The organism is Haloferax sp. Atlit-12N, assembly GCF_003383095.1.
Classification (GTDB): Archaea; Halobacteriota; Halobacteria; order Halobacteriales; family Haloferacaceae; genus Haloferax.
In genome coordinates, this window is the sequence record NZ_PSYW01000003.1 from 412,628 (window position 1) to 439,105 (window position 26,478).

Below are 26,478 nucleotides of genomic sequence, written 5' to 3' on the forward strand. Positions count from 1 at the left end.
CGGCCGCGCGTCCGAGACCGCGGCGGACTCGGCCGGTGCTGGTTTTCGTCGAATGGAGACGGACGGCGATGGGGACAGAGACGGGGACGGAACCGCGTTCGGCTGGATTTGGCTGGATTCGGCGTCAGTCGTCGTCGTGGCTGGAGACGTTCGCGGCCGGCGCTTGCCCGCCGCTTGACTCCGATTTCCCCCAGAGGTTCGTCTCGTCTTGGAGGAGGAGGCTTCCGTAGTCGTCTTGGAAGGTTCGGATGAGTCCGAGCGTCGCTATCACGCAGATGATGGCGAACGGCGCGCCCGTGATAATCGCCGCGGACTGCAGGGCGTTCACGCCGCCGACGACCATCAGGATGGACGCCACCGCACCCTGGAGGACGGCCCAGAAGATGCGGTTGAGCGCGGACGGTTCCTTTTTGCCGCCGGTCGTCATCATCGACACCGCGAGGGTGGACGAGTCGGCGGAGGTGACGAAGAACGTCGTCACGAGCACGAGGAACCCGAACAGGAGCAGCGGTCCGACGATGGGGAGGTTACCGAAGAGGACGTATCCCGAGACCGCTTCGCCGTACTCGGAGACCGGCCCGAGGACGTTCGCTGCGCCCGTGTGCTGCATGATGACGCCCGCGCCGCCGACGATGGCGAACCACGGGACCGTCGCGAGCGAGGTCGCGCCGATACCGGCGAACGCGACCTCCCGGACGCTCCGACCGCGCGAGATGCGGGCGATGAACAGGCCCGCGAAGGGCGACCACGCCAGCGGCCAGAGCCAGTAGAAGACGGTCCACGCGTTGACCCACTTCTCAGAACTGGCCGCGGTGGCCTGTGTGAACAGGCTCATCTGGAAGAAGTCGCCGATGAAGCCGCCGGTCGCCTGCGTGCCGAGTTCGAGGATGCGGAAGGTCGGCCCGAATATCAGCGTTGCGAGCATCAACAGGGAGAACACGACCATGTTGAAGTTCGAGAGCCGGCGAATCCCCTTGTCGACGCCCAGCACCAACGAAACGGTGAAGATGACGACCATGCCCGTGATGACGAGGATGGTCCCCACGTCGCCGAGTTGGATTCCCCACTGGAAGTTCAGGCCGGTGATGAACTGGCTCCCGATGAAGCCCAGCGAAGTCGCGACGCCACCGAGGGTCGCGAACACGGCGAGGATGTCGACGAGTTTCCCTATCGCGCCGTCGACGTTGTCCGCGCCGAGCACCGGCGTCAGGACCGCCGACACGCGAAGCGGCGCGTCGTAGTTGTAGACGAAGTAGCCGATGGCGAGGCCCATCACGGTGAAACACGACCACTGGGTCAGACTCCAATGGAAAATGGAGTACTGGACTGCCAGCGGCATCGCCGCCGAAGACTGGGCCTCGGCCCCGTACAGCGGCGGGACCGTCGAATAGTGGAACAGCGCCTCTGCAGGACCCCAGAAGACGATACCCGCCGCGAGGCCGGCGGAGTACATCATCGCGAAGTACGACAGGAAGCCGTACTCTGGGTCCTCGTCACCGAGCTTTAGGTTCCCCCACGGCCCGAATATCACGAAGCCTAGGAACAGGACGAATCCGAGCATCGCCAACAGGAAGAACCAGTTGAACGTGGCGAGAATCCACCGGCGAATCCCGAGGACGAAGTCGTAGGAGGCCTCTGGATTGAGGCTGAACGCGCCGACGAAGAGCAGCGTTATCGCCGCGCCGAACGCGAACACCACCGGCTCGATTTCGTCGAGGAAGCGCCCGACTGCGCCGTCGGCGGAACTCACGGCCGACACCCCCCGTGGGCGAGCGCTCCGTTCGACCCCGTCCGGACGGGGTCGTCACCTCCCGACTGACTGGCCGAGGCCCGCGCCCCGAACTGTGCGTCACGACGACCGTTGCACGCGTGTGCTGTGTTGTGGTCTGACATACTCTCGCTCCGACGGACACCATGCTACGTGATGTCCCACGTCACGACAAGTGCAAACATTACCAATAAAATTTGTGGTTATCGGTGACGCCGAGAACGAAATCCGTTTACAAACGGTCGAAAATCGGTGGACGGTTCGCCTTCGGTGGATTGTCACGTCGCAGTCGGGCGCTTCGCTCCTGACTGGGTTCCTCGTTCGCGCGCTCCCGGCGTGCTCACACGAACTGTAGACGAAACCCGTGAATTCCCGGATTCTCGGCCCGTCTCGCCCGAATTTTCGGCCCGTTCGTAACGCTTAATCGAATTCGTACACGCGTTCTGTATATGGCAAACGACGCCGACGGAACGGACGGCACCGACGACCTCGCCTACGCCGCCGACCGCGGCCGCGGCATCCTCACCCCGAGCGACCGCGAGTTCCTGCTCGGCCGGAAGACCGACTACACCGACCACTCGAAAAAACAGAAGCGCAACCGGATTCGACGCCGCCTCCGCAACGCCATCCTCGATTTCACCATCCTGTTCGAGTCGCTCGAAGACCGCGACCGCGAGACGGTGTTCAACCCCGACGCCGCCGACCGCGAGGCGTACACCCGGGGCATCACCGACATGCTCGCGTTCCTCCATCTCGGGACGATGGGCTACTACACGCCGTTCAAGGACATGCTCGCCGAGGGCGTCAACAAGGCCGAACAGGAACTGGCCGGCTCCGACTACCGGATGGTCACGGTCGATTTCAACGTCGAACCGGTCGGCCAAATCGACGTGGACGCCGTCATCGACAAGCTCGAACGCGGCGCGTTCGACCAGCTCACGGACGAGGAGCTACAGGCGTTCGTCAGGCTCCTCGCGGAGTCCGACGACTTCTCGGCGACCGACCTGCGCGCCGACATGAAAGCGCAGATGTCCGAGTTCATCGAGCGAATCGACGCCGCGAACGAGCGACGAGACCGCCGAGTCGACGAACTGAACGACTGAACCGCGGTTCGCCGGCCCTCCGAAAACCGGCGGTCGCGCGGTCGAGCCTCCGCGCCCCCGCGCCCCGCGACCTACCCGAGATACGCTATCGCGTCCATCTCGACGCGTACGTCGCCGGGGAGTCGCGCGACCTCGACGCAGACGCGGGCCGGCGGCACCTCGTCGAACCGCGCGCCGTACGCCTCGTTCACTCGCTCGTAGTCGTCGAGGTCGGTGACGTACACCGTCAGTTTCACCGCGTCGTCGAGGCCGTCGCCGCCGGCCTCGGAGACGACGGCCGCGATGTTGTCGAGTACGCGATCGGTCTGTTCCTCGATGTCGCCGTCGACCTCCTCGCCCGTCTCGGGGTCGACCGGGCCGTAGCCCGAGACGTAGAGCGTGTCGCCGGCGACGACGCCCTGCGAGTAGGGGTTGTCCGTGCGCGGGGCGTCGTCCGTGATGACTCGTTCGGGTGGCATCGTGGTGTGTGACCGTGATTAGACTCGTTGCGTTTCGGCCGTGACCGCCTCGATGCCATCGGTGATGACGTCGAGCGCCGTCTCCGCGAGGTCGCGGGTGAGCACGAGCGGCGGGAGCAGGCGCAGGATGTTGCCGTGCCGGCCGGCCTTCCACACCAGCACGCCGCGCTCGAAGCAGTACTGCTGGAGCGCGTCGGCCGCGTCGCCGTCGGGGTTGCCGTCGGCGTCGACGAACTCCGCGCCGATGAACAGCCCCTTCCCGCGAACGTCCACGATTCGCGGGTTGTCTTCTGCGACTTCGGAGAGCCGTCCGCGGATGTACTGGCCGAGGTCGCGGGCGTGCGCGAGGAGGTCGTGCTCCTGAATGTACTCGATGGCGCGGGTGCCGGCGCGCATCCCGACGACGTGGCCGCGGTAGGTGCCCGCGTGGTCGCCCGACCCCCACGTATCGAGGTCCTCGTGGTAGATAGTCGCCGACAGCGGGAAGCCGGTCCCGCCGAGCGCCTTCGCCGAGGTCATCACGTCCGGCGTGACACCGTACCACTCGCTGGCCCACCACTTGCCGGAGCGACCGAGGCCGCTCTGAATCTCGTCGAACACGAGCGGCACGTCGTTGTCGTCGGCGATGTCGCGGAGGCCCTTCAGGAAGCCCTTCGGCGGGGTGACGACGCCGCCTTCGCCCTGAATCGGCTCGACGAAGATACCAGCCGGGTTGGCGAGGCCGCCGTAGGGGTCCTCGAAGATGGCCTTGACCTCTTCGAGACAGTGGTCCACCGCCTCTTGCGGTCCCTTGCCCATCTCGATAGTGTTCGGGTAGGGCGCGTGGACCACGTCGGGGAGCAGCGGTGAGTAGTCCCCCTTGAACTTCTTGTTGCCGGTGAGGCTCATCGCGCCGCTCGTCGCGCCGTGGTACGCGCCGCGGAAGGCGACGAGACCGCTCCCTTCGGTGTTGTACTTGGCGAGTTTGATAGACGCCTCGATGGCGTCGCTCCCCGTCGGACCGCCGAAGACGACGCGGTTGTTCCCGCGCAGTCCCTCGGGCGCGATTTCGTCCAGTTTCTCGATGAGGTCGAGTCGGGCCTCCGTCGGGAAGTCGACGGTGTGGACGAACTTATCGGTCTGCTCGTGGACCGCGTCGAGGACGTACGGGTTCGAGTGACCGACGTTCAACACGCCGATACCGGCGAACATGTCGATGAAGGTGTTGCCGTCGGCGTCGCGCACCGTCGCGCCCTTCCCGCTGTCGAACGCGATGGGGATATCCTCAGGGTACGAGACGGCGCTGCTGTCGATTCGCTGTTGTTTTTCGAGGAGTCGCGTCGATTTCGGCCCCGGAACGTCGCCCACGCTCGGCGCGTCGTCGAAGTGCAACTCGTGAATCGGTGGACCTGCGACCATGCCTCAACCCATGCAGAACAGTCATAAATAATTTGTCCACGATTCCTATTGATAACGTACACAGTATTCGGTTTCGAGTCCGGTTCCTCGCGGCGGTCCAGTTAGCTACGTAACAGTAACCACAATGGATTTGTGCGAGGCAAGCCCTTCTTTTTCTAATGTTACACGCAAAAGGTCCGCTGCTCACGGTCGACTTGGGAGACAAAACGAGCCGGACGGAAGACATCGACGAGATTCTCGAATCGTACGTCGGTGGCCGCGGGGTCGCCACCCGACTCGCTCACGAGCGCGTCCCCTTCGACGTGGACCCGTTCAGCCCGGAGAACCGGGTCTACTTCAGTACCGGTCCGATGCAGGCGTCGAACATGAGCTTCACCGGCCGGACGAACTGCACCAGCGTCTCGCCGCTGACCGGCGGCCTTTGTTCGTCGAACGCGGGCGGGTTCGTCTCGCGGAACTTCGCTGACGCGGGCTACTCGGCGGTCGAACTCGAGGGCGCGAGCGACGAACTGGTCGTCCTCCACGTCACAGACGAGGGCGTCGAGTTCGAGTCCGTCCCGGACCTCGCCGGCGCGACGGTCCCCGAGACGGTCGCGTACCTCGACGACGAACACGGCATCGAAGCCGACCGGACGATGGTCGTCGGCCCCGCCGGCGAGAACCTCGTGCGCTTCGCCTCCATCATGACGAGCGAGGAGCGCGCGTTCGGCCGCGGCGGCCTCGGTGCCGTCCTCGGGTCGAAGAACGTGAAGGCGCTCACCTTCGGCGGCGACTCCGCGCCCGACATCGAGATTCCGTCGTCACAGATGGAAATTCACCGGGAGGCCGCCACCGACGACCACATCATGAAGCGACAGGGAACCGTCGCCGTGCTGGACCTCGCCAACGAGATGGACGGCCTCCCGTCGTACTACTTCTCCGAGCGCCACTTCGAGGGTGCAGAGGGCATCAACGGCGACGCCATCGAGAAGAAGAAGTACAAGAAGGGAACCTGCTCGGCCTGCGCGTTCGCGTGCAAACTCCCCACGAAAGACGAGGAAGCGGGCGTCGAGACCGAGGGGCCCGAGTTCGAAGTCACCATGGCGTTCGGGTCGAACTCCGGCGTCGACGACATCGTCGAGGTGATGAAGTCGAACGAACTGTGCGACCGCTACGGCCTCGACGCCATCTCGGCCGGCAACACCGTCGCGGCCTACCTCGCCAGCGAAGACGAGTTCGGCAACACCGACCTCATCCACGACCTCGTGGAGAAAATCGCGCTCCGGGAGGGCGTCGGCGACGACCTCGCCGAGGGTATCGCCCGCGTGCACGACGACCTCGGCGTGGAGAACTGGACGGTCAAGGGGATGGACTTCGCCGCCCACGAGGGGCGCGTCCTCCACGGACAGGGCCTGTCGTACGCCGTCGCCAACCGTGGCGCGGACCACATGTACGCGGTGTTCTACTCGCAGGAGTACCCGCTCGTCGGCAAGGACGACGCCTACCCGCCGGAGGGCTTCGAGGGCAAGCCCAAGCGCCTCATCGAGAAGGAAAACCAGATGGCGCTCAACGACAGCGGCATCGTCTGTAAGTTCTCGCGGGACTTCATGACCCCCGAGCGCTACGAGATGCTGTTCGGTGCCGACTTCGAGGACCTGCTGGCCGTCGGCGACCGCATCGTCACGCTCGAACGGCACTTCAACAACCAGCGCGGCTTCGACCGCGGCGACGACACGCTCCCGTACGCCGACGAGTTAGACGGGTTCGAGGCGGCGCTCGAAGCGTACTACGAGCGTCGCGGGTGGACTGACGACGGCGTCGTTCCGTCCGGGAACGTCCCGGCGTAACGCGTCTGAGTACCCCTTCGCCCGACGAATTCTCCGTCTCTCTCCCCCCGCTTCTCACTCTTCGTCCGTTTCGCCCGCCGGAGTCTGGTATAGCTCCGCGATGCCCTGTTCGAATCGCTCGGCGGCGCGTTCGAGCAGTTCGGCCTGCGTCGCCCGCGTCTCCTCGTCGATGACGTAGGCGGGACCGCTCAGGTTCAGCGACCCGTACACCTCGCCCCGCGGCGACTTCACGGCCTTCCCGATGGCCCAAAAGCCTTCGACCGCCTCGCCGCTGTTCTCGGCGTATCCCTGCTCGCGGACGGTCGCCAGCTCTGCGAACAGTTCGTCTTCGGTCGTGATGGAGGCGTCCGTCGCCGCAGGCAGTCCCCAGCGGTCGATGATGTCCCGCACTCGGGTCTCCGGGTACTCGGCGATAATCGCCTTCCCCGAACTCGTCGTGTGGACGTGGAACGGACTGCCGTCGATGAGAAACCGCGGGGAGTTCGCGAATTCGAGGTCGCCGTACAACGAGACGATGCGGCCGTGTTCTTCGACCGCGAAGTCCGCGTCCATCGACGACTCGTTGTCGAGCCACGAGACGGTCTCCTGAGCGACCCGGTAGTAGTCTTTGCGCGTCCTGACGTAGTCGCCGAGATGACAGAACTTCGCTCCCAGCTGGTACTCGTTGTCGATGTTCACGACGTAGCCGTACTCCGCGAGCGTCTTCAGGTGAGCGTGGACGGTGCTCTTCGCGAGGTCGGTCGCCTCGACCAACTCGCTCATCGTCGCCCCCTCCAGTTCGAGGATGTGGTCGACGAGCGCCAACGAGGCGGCGGTCGTCTTGAGCACGCCGGACGGGTCGTGTCTATTCATGGAGGGGAATCCACGGTCAGGGGTTAAAGATGTACCTCCGTTTGTTGGGGCGGCCGTGTCAGCAGGTACCCGCGATACCGGGACTGAACGCTCGCTCGACACGACCTGTCCCGACTGCTCGGCGATTCAGGATGTTCCGGAAAGTCGAACATTTATACGTAGATCTCTAGATTGTCAATAGTTAACACACTTCTATGAGATGATTACGAACAGTAGGTGTTGTAATTATCCGTTCATCCGGGGAGAACTGGCTCATCTCTATATACGTATTCGGAAAACGGGAACGTCGCGTGTCCCGAGACGTGTGAGGTTCGGTTTTACGGACGAATAAGCGCCTGAAACCGCCACTCTCGCCACAGTTTTCGGACGCGTGAACGTTTAAGTGTGGCTGGCGACACCGGGCAACACGACCACTTCTCTCCGTGCCGTGTGTCGAGCGTCGTCGTTCCGCTCGCTGTCATCGGTTAGTTCGCGGTGAACGCACGCGCACGCTCTCGTGACAAGAAAATTAGACTCTCGCGACGACCGCGTCCGAGTACGCATTCAGTCAACGCGGAGCCGCCCATCTCCATTACAGACATAACTATGTAATTCAACTGCCCGAATCCGCCCGTCACGAACTCTGTCCGGTCGTCGGGTGCTGTGGGTGGTTGCGCCGGAGGATGCGACTACTGCGTCGCCTCGAACGCCGCCTGCGCCGCTTCGAGCACCTCGTCGTGTGCGCGCCCGTTCGACGCGACGAGACCCGGCTGTCCCGGTCCCCAGTTGTTTCCGTGGAGGTCGGTTACCGTTCCGCCCGCGCGCTTGACTAGGTAGACCCCGGCCACGGTGTCCCACGCGTTCGGGTGTTCGTCGAGTCCGACGACCGCGTCTATCGACCCGTCGGCGAGTCGCGAGAGCGTCAGTTGCGTCGTCCCGAGTTTCCGCATCTCGCCGAACGTACCGAAGATGTCCCCCGCGAGCCGTTCGATTCCCGGTCGGTCACCGTCCTGATACCGGAGCGTCGAGGAGACGAGAAACGCGCTGGTGTTCGACTCGTCGTTGACGGAGATTGGTCGTCCGTTCCGCTCGACTCCCTCCTCCGTGGCGATGTAGGTGTCTCCCGTCTCGGGAGAGACGTTCACCGCCGCAATCGGAGTCTGGTCTTTGACGACGGCGACGCTCGTCACCCACTCGCGGGCCCCCCGTGTGTAGTTTTGCGTCCCGTCTATCGGGTCGATAATCCAGGCGTATCCCGACTCGGGGACGGTCTTCAGTTCGTCTTCCTCCTCGCCGACGACCGCGTCGTCGGGGAAGCGCTCTCTAATCGTCGAGATGACCCGGCGTTGTGTCTCGCGGTCGACTTCCGTGACGAGGTCTATCGCGTCGCCTTTCTGCTCGATATCGAGTTCGGTTCTGAAACGCGCCGACGCGTGGTCGGCACCTCTCTTCGCGGCATCGATTGCGACTTCCGTGCGGGGGTCCGTGTCCATAGCGACTATGTACGACACGGCGAGAAAAAGCCTCGGACAGCGGTCAAGCCTTCGCGGTCTTTTGCCGACTACGCGACGGGAGTTTGCTGTCGGTTAGTTTCTCCCCGGTGGGTGTACGCGTTCTGAGGGTCACAACACGCCGACTCGCGGTATCTCGACCGTTCTTCCCCTCAGAACGACCATCCGAGATTCGATACGGGTACGGCACCCCTCAGAGCGGGGCTCTGCGCCCACTCGTGACCCCTCGTCCGAGGCCACGAGTTCGCGCGTGGCCGAAACCGGTCTCTGTAGCGCCTTATTCGCGACTCCACCATCTCTGTGATAACTCACCAAGCGAGCTCGTTGCTCGTGGGGACGTGCCGATAGGTACGGTCGAAGGATCTGATGCATTCTGTCTTCCTGCACGTATTGGAACTCTCGACGCAGCGGCCTCTTCAGCGCCTAAAATACCGATATTCGAATAAAATTCGCCCATTCTATTACACATATAATTATGTAACGCTTATCTGTGTGTAGCCAATAAAAATTCTCAGATAGCAAACGAGATGTGGCAATCCGTGCCGCTAGTCGAGGGTCGCTTTCAATTTCGCGTGAGTCGGCTAGCGGGGTCTCGAAAAAGAACAGAATCGGTAGTGATCCGTCTGCTCACGTGCGTACTTCACCAACCGAACAGTGCGCGGTTGAGCTCTCTCGTCGGGCAAGCGGTACTCACTGACGACTCCGGGAGACGAGGTTCACCGAGTGGTGACGGTGACGAATCCGTCGAACTCGAGGATGACTCGCTGCGTGGTGTCACCGAAGATGGCCTTACCCGTCGGCGACCGTTGACGCCCTGAGAGGAAGATGTGGTCGCACTCGTTTTCGACTGCCGCATCGAGTACTTCAGTGGCCTTGTCGCCGAGGGACCCGACCGCCCGGTACTCCACCTCGAAATCAGCGAGCACTTCGCGTCCGAGGTCTTGAGCGAACTTCGTCGCCCCCTCTCGCGCGTCGTCGTGTGTGTAACTCCTCGAGGAACTCAGGAGCGTCTCCATCGTCCCGCGTCGGGCTTTGTACTCGTCTTCCGTCGTCACGTGGATGAGGACCATTTCGGCATTCATCTGTTCGGCGATCGAACCGGCCTCGCGGACGACCTTCTTCGAGATCTCCGACGGGTCTACGACGGCTAGGACTCGTTCCATACCGTCTCCACGTGGGCCTCCTTTGAAGAAACTAGGGCAGCGACGTCGTAGACTCCCTCAGAGAACGTTGTATTCCTCCCAACTGTATACACAACCAAGCATTGACACATAGTAACAATTATTAACTAATATGATTGATTCGAGGACGGATCATGACGGTGGAGTTCGTCCATAGTCCGCTACTTACGTTCGTAGTCGGGCTCATACTAGTTGTACTGTTCCTCGTCGTGTGGGACCTCCCCGCGTTCGTGGGGTTAGGGCTCGCCGCGTTCTCCGTCGGCATCGTCAACTCGGTGTTCGTCTCGGACTTCGCGCTCGTCGATGCGGCGACGAGAACGGCAGCGGCGTTCGGAAACGGGATGGAAGGTATCGGTATTCCCATCCTCATGGCGGCAATCATCGGCAAGTCGATGCTGGAAAGTGGGTCCGCTCAACGTATCGTGCGGACGTTTCAATCACTCGTCGGGCGGGAGAACTCGGAATTTGCGCTGTGGGGGAGCAGTACGGTCCTCTCGATTCCGGTGTTCTTCGACAGCGTCCTGTTCCTCTTAGCGCCGCTCGCCCGCTCGATGCGTGCACGCCGCGGAAAGAACTACGCGTTGTATCTCATCGCCGTGGGCGCCGGCGGCTCTGCGGCGCACGTGTTCATTCCGCCGACCCCGGGGCCGCTGGCAGTCGCTAGTCAAGTCGGCGTCGACCTCGCCATGACGATGGCTGTCGGTGTGGCCGTCGCGATTCCTTCGGCGACGATGTCCGGGCTCGTCTTCGGCCATTGGGCCAACGCTCGGATGGAGATTCCGCTGCGAGACTCGATGGGGACGACGACCGAAGAACTCGAAGAACGGGCACAGCAGAGCAGTAGCTCGCTTCCGGGGACGTTCGAGGCCGCGCTCCCGATCGTCCTCGCGGTCGTGTTAGTGAGTTCGCTTACGATTCTCAACACGCTCGAACCGCTCTATCCGTCGCTCGCGGTCGTCAGACCAGGAATCGCATTTATCGGAGACAAGAACGTCGCCATGACGCTCGCTGGGCTTACAGCGGCGCTCACGTACCTCCGCTGGTCCGACCTCTCGCGTTCGCTGTGGGAAGACGAGCTTACTGAGGCGCTCAAGAGCGGTGGGAACATCGCTGCAATCACCGCGATGGGTGGCGCGTTCGGCGCGCTGCTCGCCGCGTCGGGAATCGGCCCGTACATCGCCGATAGCCTCCGTGGGATTGGTATCGGACTGCTGGTGACCGCGTGGCTTATCGCCGCTATCGTCCGCATCGCACAGGGGTCGGCAACGGCCGCGATGCTGACGACCGCGGGTATCATGGCACCGCTGACGAGCCAGCTCAGCGTACACCCCGCGTACCTCGTTATGGCGATCGGCTCGGGCGGCATCATCTGTTCGTGGTACAACGACTCCGGCTTCTGGCTGATGAAGGAGATCGGCGGTCTGACGCAGATGGAGACGCTGAAAACGTGGACGGCGCTGACGACGATTATCTCGGTCACGGGAATCGCTTCGGTGCTCGTCTTCTCGACTATCGTTCCGCTCGCGTGAATTTCGGCCGTCGAAACCAAGCGTCAAACGGAAGCGATGCACGCACCGAGACCACAACCGCGTACTCTCTTGGTGGCTTTTTTTGTCCGTCGCTCGGCAGTGAGCTGCTGTGGACTCCGGAGATGGTCACGGGGAGGTCGGCTCCGACGACACGACCGAGTCAGACACCGAACTGAACGTTGCAAAAAAGCCGTGGCCGATGGAGCGGTCCGAACCGTCCGGGGACGTGGCTGAGTCCGCCTTTTTGTCGCCTGCGACGACGCGTCGTTCGTCACCAGCCACCTGCTGTACGTCGCCGGCGGCGATGCCGTGCTGTGAGTCTGGTCGGTCGCTCGATTAGACCGAGGTGAACGTCCACCGCTGGTGTGCGCCGCCGTTGTCGCTCCACTGCTGGACGTTGTCGCCGTCGGCGGTGCCCGCGTTCGCCACTTCGGCGAGCAGCCCGCTGTTCGCGTTGACGAGGCGGTACTCACCGCCGCCCGCGTCTTCGATAGTCCAGGCCTGAGTCGGATTGGTGGTGTTGCTGTACTGCTGGATGTTGTCACCCTCTGCCGTGCCGGCGCTCGCAACCTCCAGCCAGAGGCCGCTGTTGACGTTCGTGATCGCGTAGGTTCCGTCACCGTTCGCCGTGACGTCCCAGTCCTGACACGTGCTCCCGGTGTCGGCGTACTGGCGCACGTTGTCGCCGTCGGCCGTTCCGGCGTCGGCCACTTCGAGCAGTTTGCCGCTGTTGGCATTCGCGATGTGGTAGGTTCCGTCCGAAATGGGACCGCTCTCACAGCCCGAGGGCTCGCCGGGGACGGGGGCCTCGCTGCTCGGCACGCCGTTGCAGGCGATGACCGGCCAGTCGTTGTTGTCCCACTCGATGCGGTCTTGCATCATGTAGCGCGTCTCGTCGTCGGCGGTCGCCTCCACGTGGTAGAAACACCACCAGTCGCCGTCGGGGCCCTGGAAGACGTCGTTGTGGCCTGGACCGGTGAACTCGCTGTTGCCCTCCAGAATCGGGACGCCCTGGTGGGTCTCGGTGAGGTCCCGCAGGTCCGTGCCGTTCTGGTTGTAGTACGGTCCCGTGAACGACGTCGCGCGGCCGCATTCGAGGCGATAGGTGCTGTCGTACCCCTCACAGCACTGCCCCGAGGAGTAAAAGAGGTACCAGTACCCGTTGTCTTGGAGCATCACCGGCCCCTCGATCATCTGGCCCGCCATCTGGAACTCGGTGCCGGGGACGATGTCGTCCATCGCGTCGTTCATCTGGACGGCGTAGAGGCCCTCGTAACTGCCCCAGACCAGCCACGGCTGGCCGTCGACGATAACCGTGTCCGCGTCGATGCAGTTCGTCAGGTCGAGGTCGCCGCTTTCGATCACCGGTCCCTGGTCGCTGAAGGGGCCGTCGGGTGTGTCTGAGGTGGCTAGGCCGATTCCCGCGTTGTCACTCCCCCAGACCGACAGCGAATAGTAGAGGTGGTACTGGCCGTTGTGGTATCGGACGTCGGGTGCCCAGCAGCCCGGGTCTGACTCCGTGGGGTGCCAGCCCGGCGTCTCCGTGAGCGCCGGTGCGATGTACGACCAGTTGTACATGTCCGTCGACTCCGCGATGGGGATAATGTCTTGGGGTGTCTCCGTTCCGTAGGCGTAGTAGGTCCCGTTGTCCTCGATGATCGATACGTCGCCGAAACCGATCGGCCCGACCGGGTTGTGGTAGTGCGTGGAACTCTCGTCCGCACTGGCCGTCCCGCTTAGTCCGAGGCCGCCGACGGTCGCCACCGCACCCGCGCCGAGCGATTTGAGTACTGTCCGTCTATCGATATTATTGCTTCCATGACGTTTAGTCATGTCTTCTATCGTACAGATGGTGGGTATATAATGCTTGTTGGTAACAGTTGTGGCGGCTCGGTCAGCGTCGCGGTGAGAAGACCGATTGGCAGGCTGAACAGCAGACCGAACAACAGACCGAACTGCAGTTGAGAGATGCAGCGAACGGTATCGAGTTGAACAGCCGGGGATACCGACGCGACTGTTTGCTCTGCGACGTTCGGGTCGATTCCTGAATCCGGTTCGGTTCTCAGTGCCGAGTTTGCAACGTTTCCCCTGTCGTCACGGGTGGGAAAACGAGCACCGAGGGCCGAGGCCCGAACGCTACTCCTGTGCGCCGGGGAGTCGTCGGTTCGCAAGCGCCATCGGGTCGTCGTCGTTGGGGTCGAACGGTCGAAGGACGACGCTGAACGTGGTCGATTCGACCGGGACCTGATACCGGTCGAGCGGGTTAGTCGGGGTTCCGCCGAGACCAGTCACCCGATGGTCGAGGTTGAGTCCGACGGACCCGCGTTCCTCCAGTTCGTACTGGTGTTCGGCCGCCGTGAGATTCGCCCACTGTTCGAGGCTGACGTTCGCATCCTCGTCCCCGAACGTCCCGAGGAGGGACACCTCACCGTCTGAGAGCGTCGCCCACCGCGTCTGTGCTTTGTTCCCGTTGTCGGTCGGTGGGAGGTAGGGGACGTACTGTTCGTCGACAGACCCCTCGTAGCACCCGATTGGAACACCCCACTTGCGGTCGGGATAGGTCTCCAGTTCGCCGCGACCGTACCACTCGAAGTCACCGAATCGCTCCGGGAGTTCGAGTTGAACGCCGACCTTCGGAAGCCAACCACTGACCGTGTCGCGGAGTCCCTCGTTGGGATGGGCTTCGACGTCGATAGCGACATCGCCGCTCCCGTAGACTCGGTAGTGGTAGTTGGTGGCGAAGCCCGGACCGTTCGCGTCTTCGACGCTGTCGAACTCGTCGAGCGGCAACCACGCTACAGCGCCGTCGAGCGGCGTGTCCGTCGCGAGCGCCCCGAGTTCGTCTTCGGAGAGCGCACGGTCGTAGATGCGTACCTCGTCTAGTGCGGTTCCGTCCGCGACGCTCGAACCGACCTGCGTCGGCGCGTCGATGTGTTGCAGCGTCCCTTCGTAGGTGCCGCTTCCGAGGCGTTCTCCGTCGACGAACAGCGTCATCTCGCTGCCGTCCCAGACGCCGGCGACGTGGTGCCAACCCTCGGTCCAGTCGTCCGGAACCGGTCCGTCGGCGACGTGCCAGCCGTCGGCGTTGAACACGAACTCCAGATACCCGTCACGACCGCTCTCACGGCGCTTGAGTAGATACTGTCGTCCGCCCTTGGAGACGTAGACCTGCGCCGCGCCACCGTCCTGTGGCTCGCCGGGGTGGACCCAGAACTCGATTGTGAGTCCCGCGTCGGTGATGTCGAGGCTCTCTGATTGCCCGAGCGAGAGCGTGCTGTCGTTCGTGAACTCGACGGCCTGCCCGTCGGCCCCCTCGACGACTTCGGCTTCACCCGCGAGGACGCCGTCGTTGTCGTGTTCGGAGTGGTCCGGCGTCTCCAGCCGACTGGCCGGTTCGGCCCCCTCGGCGAAGCCCTCGACTGCGACCTCGACGAGCGACTCGTCGCGGCGCTCGACGTCGACCGACTCGACGGAGTGCGTCAGTTCGTCGAGACCCGCCTCGTACCACGAGAGCGCGGGGGAGCTTCCCCACTGTTGAATCTCGTTCATGACCGGGGCGCGCCACGAATTGAACAGCGGGCCGCGTTCGAGTAGTTCGGCTCCCTCGTATGCCATCGAAGACAGCGTTCCCGTGTCGTCGGCAACGACGTACTCGAAGCCGTCACCGGAGATGGTGACATCGCCGGCTTTATCGACCGACAGCGGTCCCATCGACTCGAGCGACGCGGACTCCGGTTCGGGCGCATCGACGGGAACTTCTAACTGTTCGAACGCGACTTCGTGACCAGCATCGGCGTACACGGTGCTTTCCGCGAGTGTGAATCGCACCGTTAGCCGGCACTCGACGCCCGCCCCGGGATTCGACGGCGCTTCGACGGGGAGGCTGACGCGGCGGGTCTCGCCCGGACTGATGTCGACATCGAAGCCACCGGAACGGAGCGTTTCGCCGTCTGCGGTCAGTTCCCACCGACCCTCAACGCCGTCGAGGGACGTGAAGTTGTAGCGGTTCGAGATGTAAATCTCGCCCACCGCAACGTCGGCGTCGGCGACACCGACCGGCTGATGGCTGTGTTTGAGTTGCCACAGTTCGGGTTGTGGGTCTCGGTCGGACCAGACCAATCCGTTGAGACAGAACGCCCCGTCGGGGCCGTCGCTGTGGTAGAACTGGAACGGCTCGCCGTCCGCCGTGGTGTCGTTCAGGTCCTGATTGACCCAGTCCCAGACGAACCCGCCGACGAGACTCTTGTCTCGCAGCAGGTCGGCGAAGTCGTACGCGACGAGAGCGCCGTCCGTTCGCTCGCCGTCGGCATCGCTCGTCTCCTCGGGGTTCACAGCGCGGTCGTAGATGCCGACGCTGTCGACCGTGAAGTTGGCCTCGCCACCGACTCGGACTGGCTCCGAACCAGCAGGAAGTCCCGAGACGGAGTGATTCGCTGTGCCCGCGCGCGAACCGTCGACGTAAATCGCGAGCGCGTTCGAGTCAGCGACGCCGACGACGGTTGTCCAATCGTCGAGACTGCCATCGGAAATTGGGGCTGTGACCGTACCCTCACCGCCGCCGACCGAGAATTCGATTTCACCGTCCGAAAGCGACAGCGCGTATCTGCCTTCGTCGACGACGATGGGTGCGTCACCCCTGCTGGTTCCCTCATCGACGGAAACCGTCGCGCCGACCGTGAACTCACCGTCGTGTTCGAGTTCGGGGGTTCGTCGGATTTCAATCGCGTCGCCCGCGCCGAGTTCGACCGCCCCGTCGGTGTTCCCACCCGGTGCCGCGTCCGGCCCGGGAACGACATCCGGCGACCCGACGAGCACACCGGGGATGTCGGCGCCTGCCCGGTCGGTCGCTTCCCGGACTGGCGGCTTGATATACTCGTTCCACATCTCGTGGACGAGTCCCAGGCTGTTGCCCATCGCGTGGTTGTACTCGCCCATCACGACGGGACGGAGTCCGTCACCGATGTACGACCCGTCGCCGACCGACAGCAACGTCCCGATGTCGGCGTACCGCGGCCCGAGCATGTCGCTGTACTCGACGTTCCAGCCGCCGCCGTTCGGTTGGTGATAGAGCAAGCGGTCGGACGCCAGCCCCTCGGCGGCTCCGTCGAACGACTCGACGGTTTCGACGCCGCTGACGTCGGCGGTATCCTCAGGGATGTACTCGTCAGAGTCGGCTGCTAGCGACGCCATTTCGAGGTGCTCGGCACCAGTCCCGGCCTCGTTGCCGGTCGACCAACTGAAAATCGAGGCGTGATTTCGGTCTCGAAGCACCATTCGGCGGAACTGCGCGACCGCCTGGTCGTGGTAGACTTCGGTGTTCGCGAGCAGTCCCTCCCACCAGTGGGTCTCGACGCAGACTTCGTCCTGCAGGTAGAGGCCGTACTCGTCCGCGAGTCGGTACAGCGACGGGTCGTTCGGGTAGTGAGAGGTTCGGACCGCGTTGATGTTGAACCGTCGCATCGTCTCGATATCCTCCCGAACGCGCTCGATTGGTACTGTCCGCCCGAAGTCGGGGTCGGTCTCGTGGCGGTTCACGCCCTGAATATCGACTGACTCGCCGTTGACCAGAACTTCGGCACCGTGTCGTCCGCGGGTCGTCTCGTAGGTCCGGAAGCCGACTTTCTCCAGCATCGCCTCCGTCGGCTCGCCGCCGACGGGCGCGAGCTCCAGCGCGAGCTGATAGAGGTTCGGATGCTCGGCCGACCACTTTGCAGGGTCCGTTACGTCGGTATCGAGCGTGACTACCGCTCCGTCTTCGTCCACAGTCGCGGTCGACGAGAGGGTCGTGACCTTGCGCCCGCGCGGCGGCCCGCGGCCGCGACCGGTGTTGTCCGGTGGGCCGCGTCCCTGAGGTTCCTTGCGGCCCTTCTGCTTCCCGTTGTCTCGACCTGCTGCGTTCGTCCCGTTCTCACGCGGCGGTCCGCGGCCCGGTTTCGTGCGGGAGGTCTCGTAGAGGTGCGCGCGCACCTCGTACTCTCCCGCGGGCGCATCGCCGTAGTTCGCGATTTCGGCGTCGATACGAAGTTCGCCGTCCTCGTAGTCGTCGTCGAGGTCGGTGCGCGCGTAGAAGTCCCTGAGGTGGACCGTCGGCGTCGCGAACAAGTAGACGCTTCGGAAGATGCCGGCGTACCGGAACATGTCGATCGTCTCCAGCGCCTCGCTGTCGGACCAGTGATACACCTGCACTGTAACCTGGTGGTCTCCGCCGGCCTCGACGTGGTCGCTGACGTCGAACTCGGCGGGCGTCATCGACCCCGTCCGGAAGCCGACGTACTCGCCGTCGACCCACACGAAGAAGGCCTGCTTGACGCCTTCGAAGTGGAGGAACGTCTCGCGGCCGTCCCACGCCTCTGGCACTGCGAACGACCGTCGGTACGTGCCGACGGGGTTGAGGCCGTCGTCGTCGATTCCCGGGACGTCGACGGTGCCGTTTTCGTCGGGCACTAAATCGCCATCTTGGTTCGGCTCGTAGGCTTCCCACGTGATGGCATTGTTAGCGTAAATTCGCTGACCGTAGCCCTGCGTCTGCCAAACACCGGGAACGTCTATCGAACCCCACTCGTCGCTCGCAAGGCTGTCGTACGAGTCGGGAAGGTCGGCAGGCTTCTCGTGGAACGCGAACTGCCACTCCCCGTTGAGTAGTTGGACGTACTCCGACTCCGCGAATCGCGATTCGAGTTCGGTAAACGGTTCGTCCGCCGTTCGGGCCGCGTGCACGGACCCGTAGGGAACGGCGGTCGTAACGTGCGTCGGCTCGACGTTCTCGGCAACCGTTTCGGGGTCTTCGAGGTACGCCGCGAGATTCGAAATCCGACCCGGGGCGCTTGGCACGTTCATCGCTGTTGCGGCACCGGATTGCGAACTTGCTCCCATGGCTACCGCGGCCATTCCGGTCGCCTGCAAGAACTTCCGTCGCGTCGGAGTGAGCCGACTATCGGGTGACTGTTCGATACCTGTCTTCCGCTGATTTGAGTGTGTCATGGTGTTTCGATGTGCGGTAGGAGGTCTAGAACGCTCGTCAACCGCCTTCCTGACGCGCAGTTGAGGAACTACGACCGTCAAACTATAATCATATACAATTAACTTAATTCTAATGGCAGTATCACATAGAACCAATAGAACATGTGCCGAGTATTATCTGGTAGGTGACTGCTTGTTACTCACTAGCCGAGTAGGCCCGTAATCACACCGTGTTTGATACCTGCTATTTTGGTCGCTCTCGTCTCGTGGCTCATGATGTGGTCTTCCTGCGTCTGTCGTTCGAGAAGCTGGTTCCACAATCGTGTTCAACCGAAGCCGGAAGCAACGAACCAGATAATAACAGCAAAAAGCATTATGTATGTGTGTCTATATTTTGGCAGTTGCATGCCAGAAAATGACAGTGGATTGAACAGGCGGAACGTCTTGAAAAGCATCGGTATCGGCGCTCTCGGCTCGACTCTTGCAGTGGCGGGGAGCGGGTCAGTCTCTGCGACGACGGACGATTCGACACACTATCACAACGCCCTGTACGGCCCTCACTTCCCCGACCCCACGATTCATCGGGCGGGAGACGGAACCTGGTGGGCCTACGGAACGAACATGAATCGGAACAACGACTCCGACGAGTTGCTCATCCCGATTCTGCGCTCTGACAACCTCCACGAGTGGACTTACGTCGGGGAAGCCTTCGACTCCCGTCCGGGCTGGACGTACGGCTCCATCTGGGCACCGGACATCCACTACTACGACGGAGAGTGGGTGATGTTCTACTCGCTTTCACCCCGCCCGTGGGAGAGCGGTGAGTTCGGCATCGGCCTCGCAAAGTCCGACACGCCGGACGGCCCCTTCACTGACTACGGCCAGATTATCGGCGACAACGACCACGCCGGTGGCGGGTCCATCGACGGATACTTCGTCAATTACAACGGCACGCCGTATCTGTTCTGGGGGAGTTTCCAGGGAATCTATCTGATGGAACTCACCTCGGACCTCCAGGACTGGAAGCCAGAAACGCTCCAACAGGTCGCCGGTGACGCCTACGAGGGGGCGACGGTCTTCTACCGCAACGGCTACTGGTACCTGTTTGTCGCAACCGGGACCTGCTGTAACGGCTACAGCAGCACCTACGAGGTCGAAGTCGGCCGGTCGACGAACTTCTTCGGGCCGTACACCGACGTGTCCGGCACGGACATGATGAGCTACAACAGCGACAACGCCGGCATCGCGCAACTCACCTCGAACGGTCGGTTCGTCGCGCCCGCCCACGGGGACATCACCACGGATGACAACGGGCAGGACTGGTTCGTGTATCACGCCTACGACCGTACTGGTCCGGAGTACGTAGACGGCGTTCCGGCCCGGCAGTTCTTCATCGACCGCGTCGAGTGGACGGACAACGATTGGCCCGTCATCGCCGGGGATAAGACGCCCAGCCTTCAGTCGGTCGAACCGAACACCAACGACAGCGGCATCCTCGCTGACGGAATCTACGAGATTCAGAACGTCAACAGCGGGAAGGTGATGGAGGTCGCAGATGCCAGTACGAGCGACGGGGCGAACGTTCGGCAGTGGGCCGCAAACGACTGCACCTGCCAGCGATGGTGGGTCGAGTACATCGGTGGCGGCGAGTACCGCATCGTCAACGAGAACAGCAACCGCGCACTCGACGTCCCGGACGGGACGACCACGGACGGTGCGAGTCTCCAACAGTGGCCGTGGTTCACCGGTGCCGCCCAGAAGTGGAACATCATTGATAACGGAGACGGCACCTACCGCATCGAAAGCGTTGCGACTGGTGATGTAGCCGAGGTGTACAACGCCGGGACCGCTGACGGAGACGACGTGGTCCAGTGGCCGTGGAACGGCGGGGACCAACAGCGATGGAACTTCAACTTCATCGGCGGCGTCCAACCGCTCTGGGACGGTCGCCCGTGGTGATCGGCACCGCTGCATCACACCGACGCTGATTCAGCATCGCCGCGTTGCAACGACTGTCGCTGGGGTCTGGCCTGGATTCGGCGTCTCGTTGTTGCAACGACGCACACCTCTCTCTGTTCGACGTGGAATTCACTTCGTACTCTACGACTGACGCTCGGTCGCGTCTGCCGTCTCTACAAGGCACTACTGAGTGACGATTATTCGGATTCTCCGATAATCGCAGAGAAATCTCTCGCGTGGCTATGTCTTTGAGTTAGTATCGCTCGTCATATCCTGTACTGCTCGACAAATCCGGGCAGAAGACGTCTCTCCCCCGAACTCTGTAACCATCCAATCTCAAATTTCGTATAGCAATATGAAGTTTATTCGTTCACCGCCGGTTCCCCTGGCCTGATTACTAATCCTCGTTGTCTACTACGGACAACGACACTAGTATTATATTCAAATATATTTCACAACCACCGATTGTCTCGAAAATCACGTATTCAGATTCGGATTGATCGACAGCGGGCCGCTTTGGGTGCTTCGACCCCGGGTTTGTGGACCGAACGAGCAACTCGCAGATGAGATATCGAACTTGGTCGGTGAGCTGTTTCTTGGTACATCGCCGGTCCAGTACTGCAATTTACTGTCGAAATGTACGCGCCAATCGGCCGTTAGTTCTGGAAATAGATCGCTTTGGCCCTCACGAACCGGTTCTGCGTGGTTCGGTGTGGCCTCGACCTCCCTTCACGCGTTTTTCGTCTCGTACTATAATCCGACAGTCGCGGAGCTCATAAACTGTATAGAGCGATATCCATCTGCTTCGTCTGAGGATCACAACCTCGGAGGATGGGCGTGTTGCGTGCCTTCTGTTCAAGCATATCGAGACTGAAATAGGAGCAGTCTATCGATTTCGATTCCATGTCTCTCAGAAAACCTTTCCAAGCTTTCTCACTGTGGAAAATTCGAAAATTACGAGACCACAGCCTAACCAAACCTAATCTGCGTGAAAATAAGCCACGCAACGGAATCCAAACGCCGAAACTGTGACTAGACAGTGCCACCCTATGATGTGGGTTCCGGGACTCAAAGACGCCTTTGAATCTGGGATAGGACGATACTTGACCCCTCTAATGGTTGGATATGAAACGGAGAACGTTTCTGGCAAGTGCTGGAATTGGCCTCGCAACCGCAGCAGCGGGCTGTACCTCCCAAGCAACTTCGGATGGATCATCCACAACTGAGACAGAAACGTCAACCACAGAAGAGACACAGACCGAGACTGAGCAAATGCAGGAACGTACGCACATCAAGTCCGGAGACACGGTCGAACGAACTGTCGGGACCAAATCGCTCGAAGAGCGTGGCCTCAGAAAAGCTCACCACGTCGCGTTTGGAAACCCCACCGAGGAGACCCATCACGGAACGATTACGGTTTCGAAGGCCGGCGAGACCGTGTTTGAGGAATCGGTGGAACTCGAAGCGAACGCGAGCATCGTTGTATCACTCACCGATCTCGATACGTACGCAGCCCGCGTGACAGTTCCCGAGTTGGATGCGACTGAAGAGGTTACTATCAGTCCTAGCCAATTCACCTGTAACGTGACCCGAACGACGATCAGCGTTCAAGACGATGGTACGCTTGACTCGATCGGTGTTTCGACGCGTATGGCGTGTCCCGGTGTTGTCAGCGAAAATGCCTCCACTGATGGGCTAGCGTCGCACACACTCGGTGACGATCCGATTCCTGCGGATACAGGGAAATTCAGCCACACGCTCATGCTTCGGAATCCATCGGACGACACGTGGACGACCCGAATTCTCGTCGAGGACGACTCGACAACGCAGTTCGATGGGGTCTACACGGTCGAACCCGAGGGGACGGTACTGATCACCCTCAGTGAGAGGGGGACGTACACTCTATCGATGGGTGTGATCGAAACAGGGACGACGGTGACTGAGCAAGTTACGCCCAAAAACTTCGACTGTAACGAGTCCTCAACGCGAGCAGAAATCAACGCTGCGGGAGAACTCACGGCTAGCACCGTCTCGACGCTCATGGGTTGTAATATAGGGGCGAATACGACGAACGAATCGTCCGAGTAGAGCTGCGAGCGTAGTAACTCTCCTCACGCCTCTAAGAGTCCACACGTACGTTTGCACTAATAGTTCACCCTCATCTCCTGCGGATAGAATCATTCGATGTCCTGAGAATCGTAAATAAGGAACGCATCAAAATCATCCTCCGAGGTTGTGAGGATTTTCAGACCCATCGTAACGGCCCAAGTGGTGATCAAAGTGGATGACCGTCATCCGAGCGGCCAGCGAGCCGCTCCAATTACGCCAGCGAGCATCGAGTGTAACACTCGACGATTCAGCAGTAATCACCTCCAGCTCGTTCCGATTCTGCGTTAATTTTAAATAAAATGAAAATCTGGATAACACGGATAGCTGTGTAATGTGTGTGGTTCGTTCTCATTCACTCTCGCGTCCCGAAATCGAAGTCTCTGATCACTCAAAAAGCGTCGAACGTTCCGGACTGCAAGCGACGGTAGCTGAGAATACAGCACAGGGTAGCCAACCCCGGCACGAAACTGACGAATGAACCGATATACGGCTCGTAGCACAACTGCTTTCCACGACGAAAGTAAACACCACCAGTATGCGAACTGGTGTCATCATCGCCGGCGGGTACTCGACGCGATTCGGTGAGGAGGACAAAGCAGTCGCTTCGCTCGCTGGAACCCCTCTCATCCGGCGCGTCGCCGACCGGATGGCGGGTGTCATCGACAGCCTCGTCGTCAACTGCCGACCGGAGCAGACTGCTGCGCTCCGAACCGCGCTCGACGGCTACGACCACCCGATAACGATTGCGGAGGACGCGGACTGCGACGAGGGCCCGATGTCGGGAATTATGACGGGCCTGCGCGCCGCGGAATCGGAGTACGCGTTCGTCGCCGCCTGCGATATGCCCTTTCTCGAACCCGCGCTCATCGAGAGACTGTTCGAGCGGGCGGGCGGTCACGATGCCGCCGTGCCGCGGGTCGGTGACGGTTGGTTCCAGCCGACGCACGCCGTGTACCGGGCCTCGGCGATGGCCGACGCTTGCGAGGTCGCGCTGGCCGAGGGGAGCCACAAAATCATCGACCCGCTGTTCACGCTCGACTACGTCGTCCTCGGGGAGGACGAGGTGTGCGAGTACGCGAGTCTCGACACCTTCGAGAACATCAACACCCCCGACGAGTTCGCTCGCGCGGCGGAACAGTTGCGCTAGCGCTCCACGACGGCCACGACGGGTTCTGGCGCCGTCAACTGCGTCAGTACGACATGTGGGACGTCTGACTGAGCAAGGATGTCCGTAGCAATCTCCCGTGCGACAGCCTCGTGGGCGGCGTCATCGACCTTGTTCAGGACGGGAACGACCGTCGCACCGTCGGGGACGTCCACGCGGCCGCCGCGCTCGCTGGTGAGCACAGTTGCGACGTCCTCCGGGCGAATCGTGTCGCCGAGTTCGAGGTCGGTGAGGTCGGCGACTCGTTCCGGGCGGTGGACACACGCTTCGGAAAGTGGCTCACCGACCGCGTGGACGCTCGCGATGGGGAGGACGGTGTCGGCAGTCGCCGGGAGCTGTGGTTCGCGGTCACCCGGGGCCTTGAACTCGCGCATCCGCGCGCCGTCGGCCTTCACCAACACCGTGCCGGCGGCACCCGAATCCCCGATGGCGTCGACCACGTCGGGGTCGTACCCGCGGTAGCGGTCGTCGCCGTCACGGTTGGGGACGACGCCCACCGGCCAGTCAGTCGCCCGTTCGAGCGCTTCGACCGGCGTGTCGGTTACGACCACGTCAACGACGTGCTGGTCGAAGATGGGGATGCGGACCGTCGCCGTCACGACGGCACGGTCGAGCCGGCGCGCCAGCGCGTACAGCGTGGACTTTTTCCCGCCCGCGCCGACGACGCAGACCACGCCGTGTCGAGCGCAGAGCGCATCAGCGAGCGTCATGTTCGTTCTCCGGGGTGTGTACGGTTCGTCGTCCAGCCGTTCGTGCGGTGTTCAAGCATCGAGGGTGTCGAAGTCATTAGTGAGTTCAGTAAGGCCGAGGCGGTCGATAGTCTGCGCCGTCGGCACGCCGTCGTCGTTCCAGCCGCGGCGGTGATAGTACGCGTCGAGCATCGAGTCGAAGTCGTCGCGGTCGACGGTCGCACCGGCGCGCGGTCCCGTCTCGAGCGGCTCTTGGAGCGCGGCCGGGAGCGAGTCGTCCTCGCGCGAGATGCCTTCGCGGACGTTGAACAGTCGCGTCACGTTCCAAATCCGCTCGCCGATTGTGGCGAGTCCGCCGACGGTTTCGAGGCCGACCGACTCGAGCCACTCCCGGCCGAGGTCGGCGAGCGCGTCGCCGAAAAAGTCATCGGCGATGAGGCTCCAGAGCACCGACCGCCGGTCCTGTTCGCGGATGACCTCCGCCGCGGTCCGGTCGGCTCCCCAACCTCCGTCGAATGCCTCGCGTTCGATGGGTCGCGCTCGTCGATGGCACGCCCCCCGGTCGCTGGTCGCGTACGCGAGCGCCATGCTCTGCGCGCCGCGCGGGTCGTAGGCCGGTAGCTCCATCGACTTCACCGTGGGGATGAGGGCTCGCCCGCCGAGCCGCGCTGCCGCCGCTTCGACGCCCTCCGCGAGCGCGTCGCCGAGGTCCGACTCGCGTTCCGCAATCTCCTGTAAGAGGGCCCGCGCGCCGTCGGGCTCACCGAACGAGAGCGAGCGGTCGAGTACGTCGGTGTCGTTGGCCTTGACCGTCCACGCGACCGCACTCCCGGCGCTAATGAGGTCCATCCCGAGGCGGTCGCAGGTCTGTCCCAACACTGCGACGGCGTCGAAGTCGTCGATGTCGAGTCCGGCTCCGAGCGTCATCGCCGTGGCACCGCGTGGGACGTGGTCGCCCTCCTCCGTAGCCACGCGATACCCGCCCGGAGTTTCTGTGTCGGCGTGTTCGCGACCGACGGCCCGGTCTTCGACTGCCGCGATGCCTAACTCCTCCGCCGCTTCGAACTGTCCGTCGCTCCAGCCTCGTGTCGAGAGTGCGCCGATTTCGTTCGCGAAATCGATAGTCTCGACGGTTCCACTGGCCTGAAGCCACCGCCCGGTGGCGGTCTCTCGATACTTCGCCGCGTAGGCCTCTCGTAGGTCGTCCAAACCGTCCGGTGGGTCTCCCCGCGCGACGATTGCCTTCAGCCGCTTCGAACCCATCACCGCGCCTGCTCCTCCCCGGCCCGCGTGGTGGTCTCCGGCGTCGGACGCGATGGTGGCGTATGCGACCTGTCGTTCTCCCGCGGGGCCGACACACGCGACAGACGCATTCGGGAACGCCCGCGCCGTTTCGACCGTCCCGGTCCCCCACGTCTCGGCGGGTTCGATTGTCGCGTTCCCGTCTTCGATGACGAGGTGGACGGGTTCGGACGCGCCACCCGTCACGAGCAGGCCCATGTGCGACCCGAGCGCGCCGGCCAGGGAGTCGGGGAACTCGCCCCCCGCGTACGAGTCGAGAAAGCACCCCGTCAGCGGGGATTTCGTGATGGCGGCGTATCTCGAATCGCCCGGGAGATAGCCCGAAAGCGGGCCGAGCATGAACAGAATCGCGTTCTCCTCGCCGAGCGGGTCGACGCCGGCGTCGAGTTCGTCGTAGAGATAGCGGGCACCCAACCCCTTGCCGCCGACGTATCGCCGTCGCCACTCGTCCGGAATCGGCGTGCTCTCGACCGAGCGGGCGGACAAGTCGACCCGCAGGAATCGGTCAGCGATTGGAGGTGCCATCTGGTCGTTCGTCAGTACCGGCGACCAAAAAGATGTGCCGTTCTCGCGGACCGCCGAGCGAATTCGGCGTCGCGAACGCCTCCGTCAAAGCCGTACTCATCGGTTCGCTCGGAGGACGAGCCACACGATGCGAACCGACGGCAAACCAGATATGTCAATCAAAA

The 26,478-nt window shown here is 62.5% G+C and carries 16 protein-coding genes; 6 read left to right on the plus strand and 10 right to left on the minus strand.

Going from position 1 to position 26,478, the window contains the following annotated elements; all coding sequences use genetic code 11:
- Nucleotides 1–124: 124 nt before the first annotated feature.
- Nucleotides 125–1,759, minus strand: coding sequence for a BCCT family transporter (locus tag C5B90_RS16165; RefSeq protein WP_115882983.1), 1,635 nt, complete (start codon nt 1,757–1,759; stop codon nt 125–127).
- A gap of 458 nt (nt 1,760–2,217) precedes the next feature.
- On the opposite strand from C5B90_RS16165, the gene C5B90_RS16170 reads away from it, so the two are divergent.
- On the plus strand, nt 2,218–2,871 hold the full coding sequence (locus tag C5B90_RS16170) for a hypothetical protein (protein ID WP_115882984.1): 654 nt from the start codon (nt 2,218–2,220) through the stop codon (nt 2,869–2,871).
- Between the two features lie 71 nt (nt 2,872–2,942).
- On the opposite strand, the gene C5B90_RS16175 is transcribed toward C5B90_RS16170, so the two are convergent.
- Both C5B90_RS16175 and C5B90_RS16180 read right to left on the minus strand, forming a co-directional pair.
- Entirely contained in the window at nt 2,943–3,329 is a 387-nt protein-coding gene (locus C5B90_RS16175) for a Rid family detoxifying hydrolase (RefSeq protein WP_115882985.1), read from the minus strand.
- Between the two features lie 18 nt (nt 3,330–3,347).
- Nucleotides 3,348–4,727: an aspartate aminotransferase family protein gene (locus tag C5B90_RS16180; RefSeq protein ID WP_115882986.1), complete on the minus strand. Its 1,380-nt coding sequence runs from the start codon at nt 4,725–4,727 to the stop codon at nt 3,348–3,350.
- A 158-nt stretch (nt 4,728–4,885) separates the two neighbouring features.
- On the opposite strand from C5B90_RS16180, the gene C5B90_RS16185 reads away from it, so the two are divergent.
- Nucleotides 4,886–6,553 (plus strand): aldehyde ferredoxin oxidoreductase family protein, encoded by a 1,668-nt coding sequence (locus C5B90_RS16185; protein WP_115882987.1) that lies wholly within the window; start codon nt 4,886–4,888, stop codon nt 6,551–6,553.
- Between the two features lie 54 nt (nt 6,554–6,607).
- Here the strand turns inward: C5B90_RS16185 and C5B90_RS16190 are convergent, their stop codons facing one another.
- From C5B90_RS16190 to C5B90_RS16200, 3 genes are all read right to left on the minus strand, one after another.
- The gene (locus tag C5B90_RS16190) at nt 6,608–7,405 is read right to left on the minus strand and encodes an IclR family transcriptional regulator (RefSeq protein ID WP_115882988.1); all 798 of its coding nucleotides are present in this window, start codon (nt 7,403–7,405) and stop codon (nt 6,608–6,610) included.
- Nucleotides 7,406–8,073: 668 nt separating this feature from the next.
- Nucleotides 8,074–8,877: an inositol monophosphatase gene (locus tag C5B90_RS16195; protein WP_115882989.1), complete on the minus strand. Its 804-nt coding sequence runs from the start codon at nt 8,875–8,877 to the stop codon at nt 8,074–8,076.
- 734 nt (nt 8,878–9,611) lie between these two features.
- Nucleotides 9,612–10,058: a universal stress protein gene (locus C5B90_RS16200; protein WP_115882990.1), complete on the minus strand. Its 447-nt coding sequence runs from the start codon at nt 10,056–10,058 to the stop codon at nt 9,612–9,614.
- A gap of 152 nt (nt 10,059–10,210) precedes the next feature.
- On the opposite strand from C5B90_RS16200, the gene C5B90_RS16205 reads away from it, so the two are divergent.
- Nucleotides 10,211–11,605, plus strand: coding sequence for a GntP family permease (locus C5B90_RS16205; RefSeq protein WP_115882991.1), 1,395 nt, complete (start codon nt 10,211–10,213; stop codon nt 11,603–11,605).
- 336 nt (nt 11,606–11,941) lie between these two features.
- Here the strand turns inward: C5B90_RS16205 and C5B90_RS16210 are convergent, their stop codons facing one another.
- Both C5B90_RS16210 and C5B90_RS16215 read right to left on the minus strand, forming a co-directional pair.
- Nucleotides 11,942–13,438: a family 43 glycosylhydrolase gene (locus C5B90_RS16210; RefSeq protein ID WP_233512070.1), complete on the minus strand. Its 1,497-nt coding sequence runs from the start codon at nt 13,436–13,438 to the stop codon at nt 11,942–11,944.
- Nucleotides 13,439–13,741: 303 nt separating this feature from the next.
- A complete protein-coding gene (locus tag C5B90_RS16215) occupies nt 13,742–18,493 on the minus strand; it encodes a glycoside hydrolase family 2 TIM barrel-domain containing protein (protein WP_199517527.1) in 4,752 nt (1,583 codons plus the stop codon).
- 477 nt (nt 18,494–18,970) lie between these two features.
- Between C5B90_RS16215 and C5B90_RS16220 the strand changes: the two genes are divergently transcribed.
- The 3 genes from C5B90_RS16220 (at nt 18,971) to C5B90_RS16230 (ending at nt 23,780) form a co-directional block, all read left to right on the plus strand.
- Nucleotides 18,971–20,524 (plus strand): family 43 glycosylhydrolase, encoded by a 1,554-nt coding sequence (locus C5B90_RS16220; protein WP_394337545.1) that lies wholly within the window; start codon nt 18,971–18,973, stop codon nt 20,522–20,524.
- A gap of 1,125 nt (nt 20,525–21,649) precedes the next feature.
- The gene (locus tag C5B90_RS16225) at nt 21,650–22,612 is read left to right on the plus strand and encodes a hypothetical protein (RefSeq protein ID WP_115882995.1); all 963 of its coding nucleotides are present in this window, start codon (nt 21,650–21,652) and stop codon (nt 22,610–22,612) included.
- A 556-nt stretch (nt 22,613–23,168) separates the two neighbouring features.
- A complete protein-coding gene (locus tag C5B90_RS16230; protein ID WP_115882996.1) occupies nt 23,169–23,780 on the plus strand; it encodes a molybdenum cofactor guanylyltransferase in 612 nt (203 codons plus the stop codon).
- On the opposite strand, the gene yqeC is transcribed toward C5B90_RS16230, so the two are convergent.
- Together yqeC and C5B90_RS16240 are read right to left on the minus strand one after the other, a co-directional pair.
- Nucleotides 23,777–24,508: a selenium cofactor biosynthesis protein YqeC gene (yqeC, locus tag C5B90_RS16235; protein WP_115882997.1), complete on the minus strand. Its 732-nt coding sequence runs from the start codon at nt 24,506–24,508 to the stop codon at nt 23,777–23,779. The genes C5B90_RS16230 and yqeC overlap by 4 nt on opposite strands.
- Nucleotides 24,509–24,559: 51 nt before the next feature.
- Nucleotides 24,560–26,314, minus strand: a complete 1,755-nt coding sequence (locus C5B90_RS16240; RefSeq protein ID WP_115882998.1) for an aldehyde ferredoxin oxidoreductase family protein — start codon at nt 26,312–26,314, stop codon at nt 24,560–24,562.
- Nucleotides 26,315–26,478: the final 164 nt, after the last annotated feature.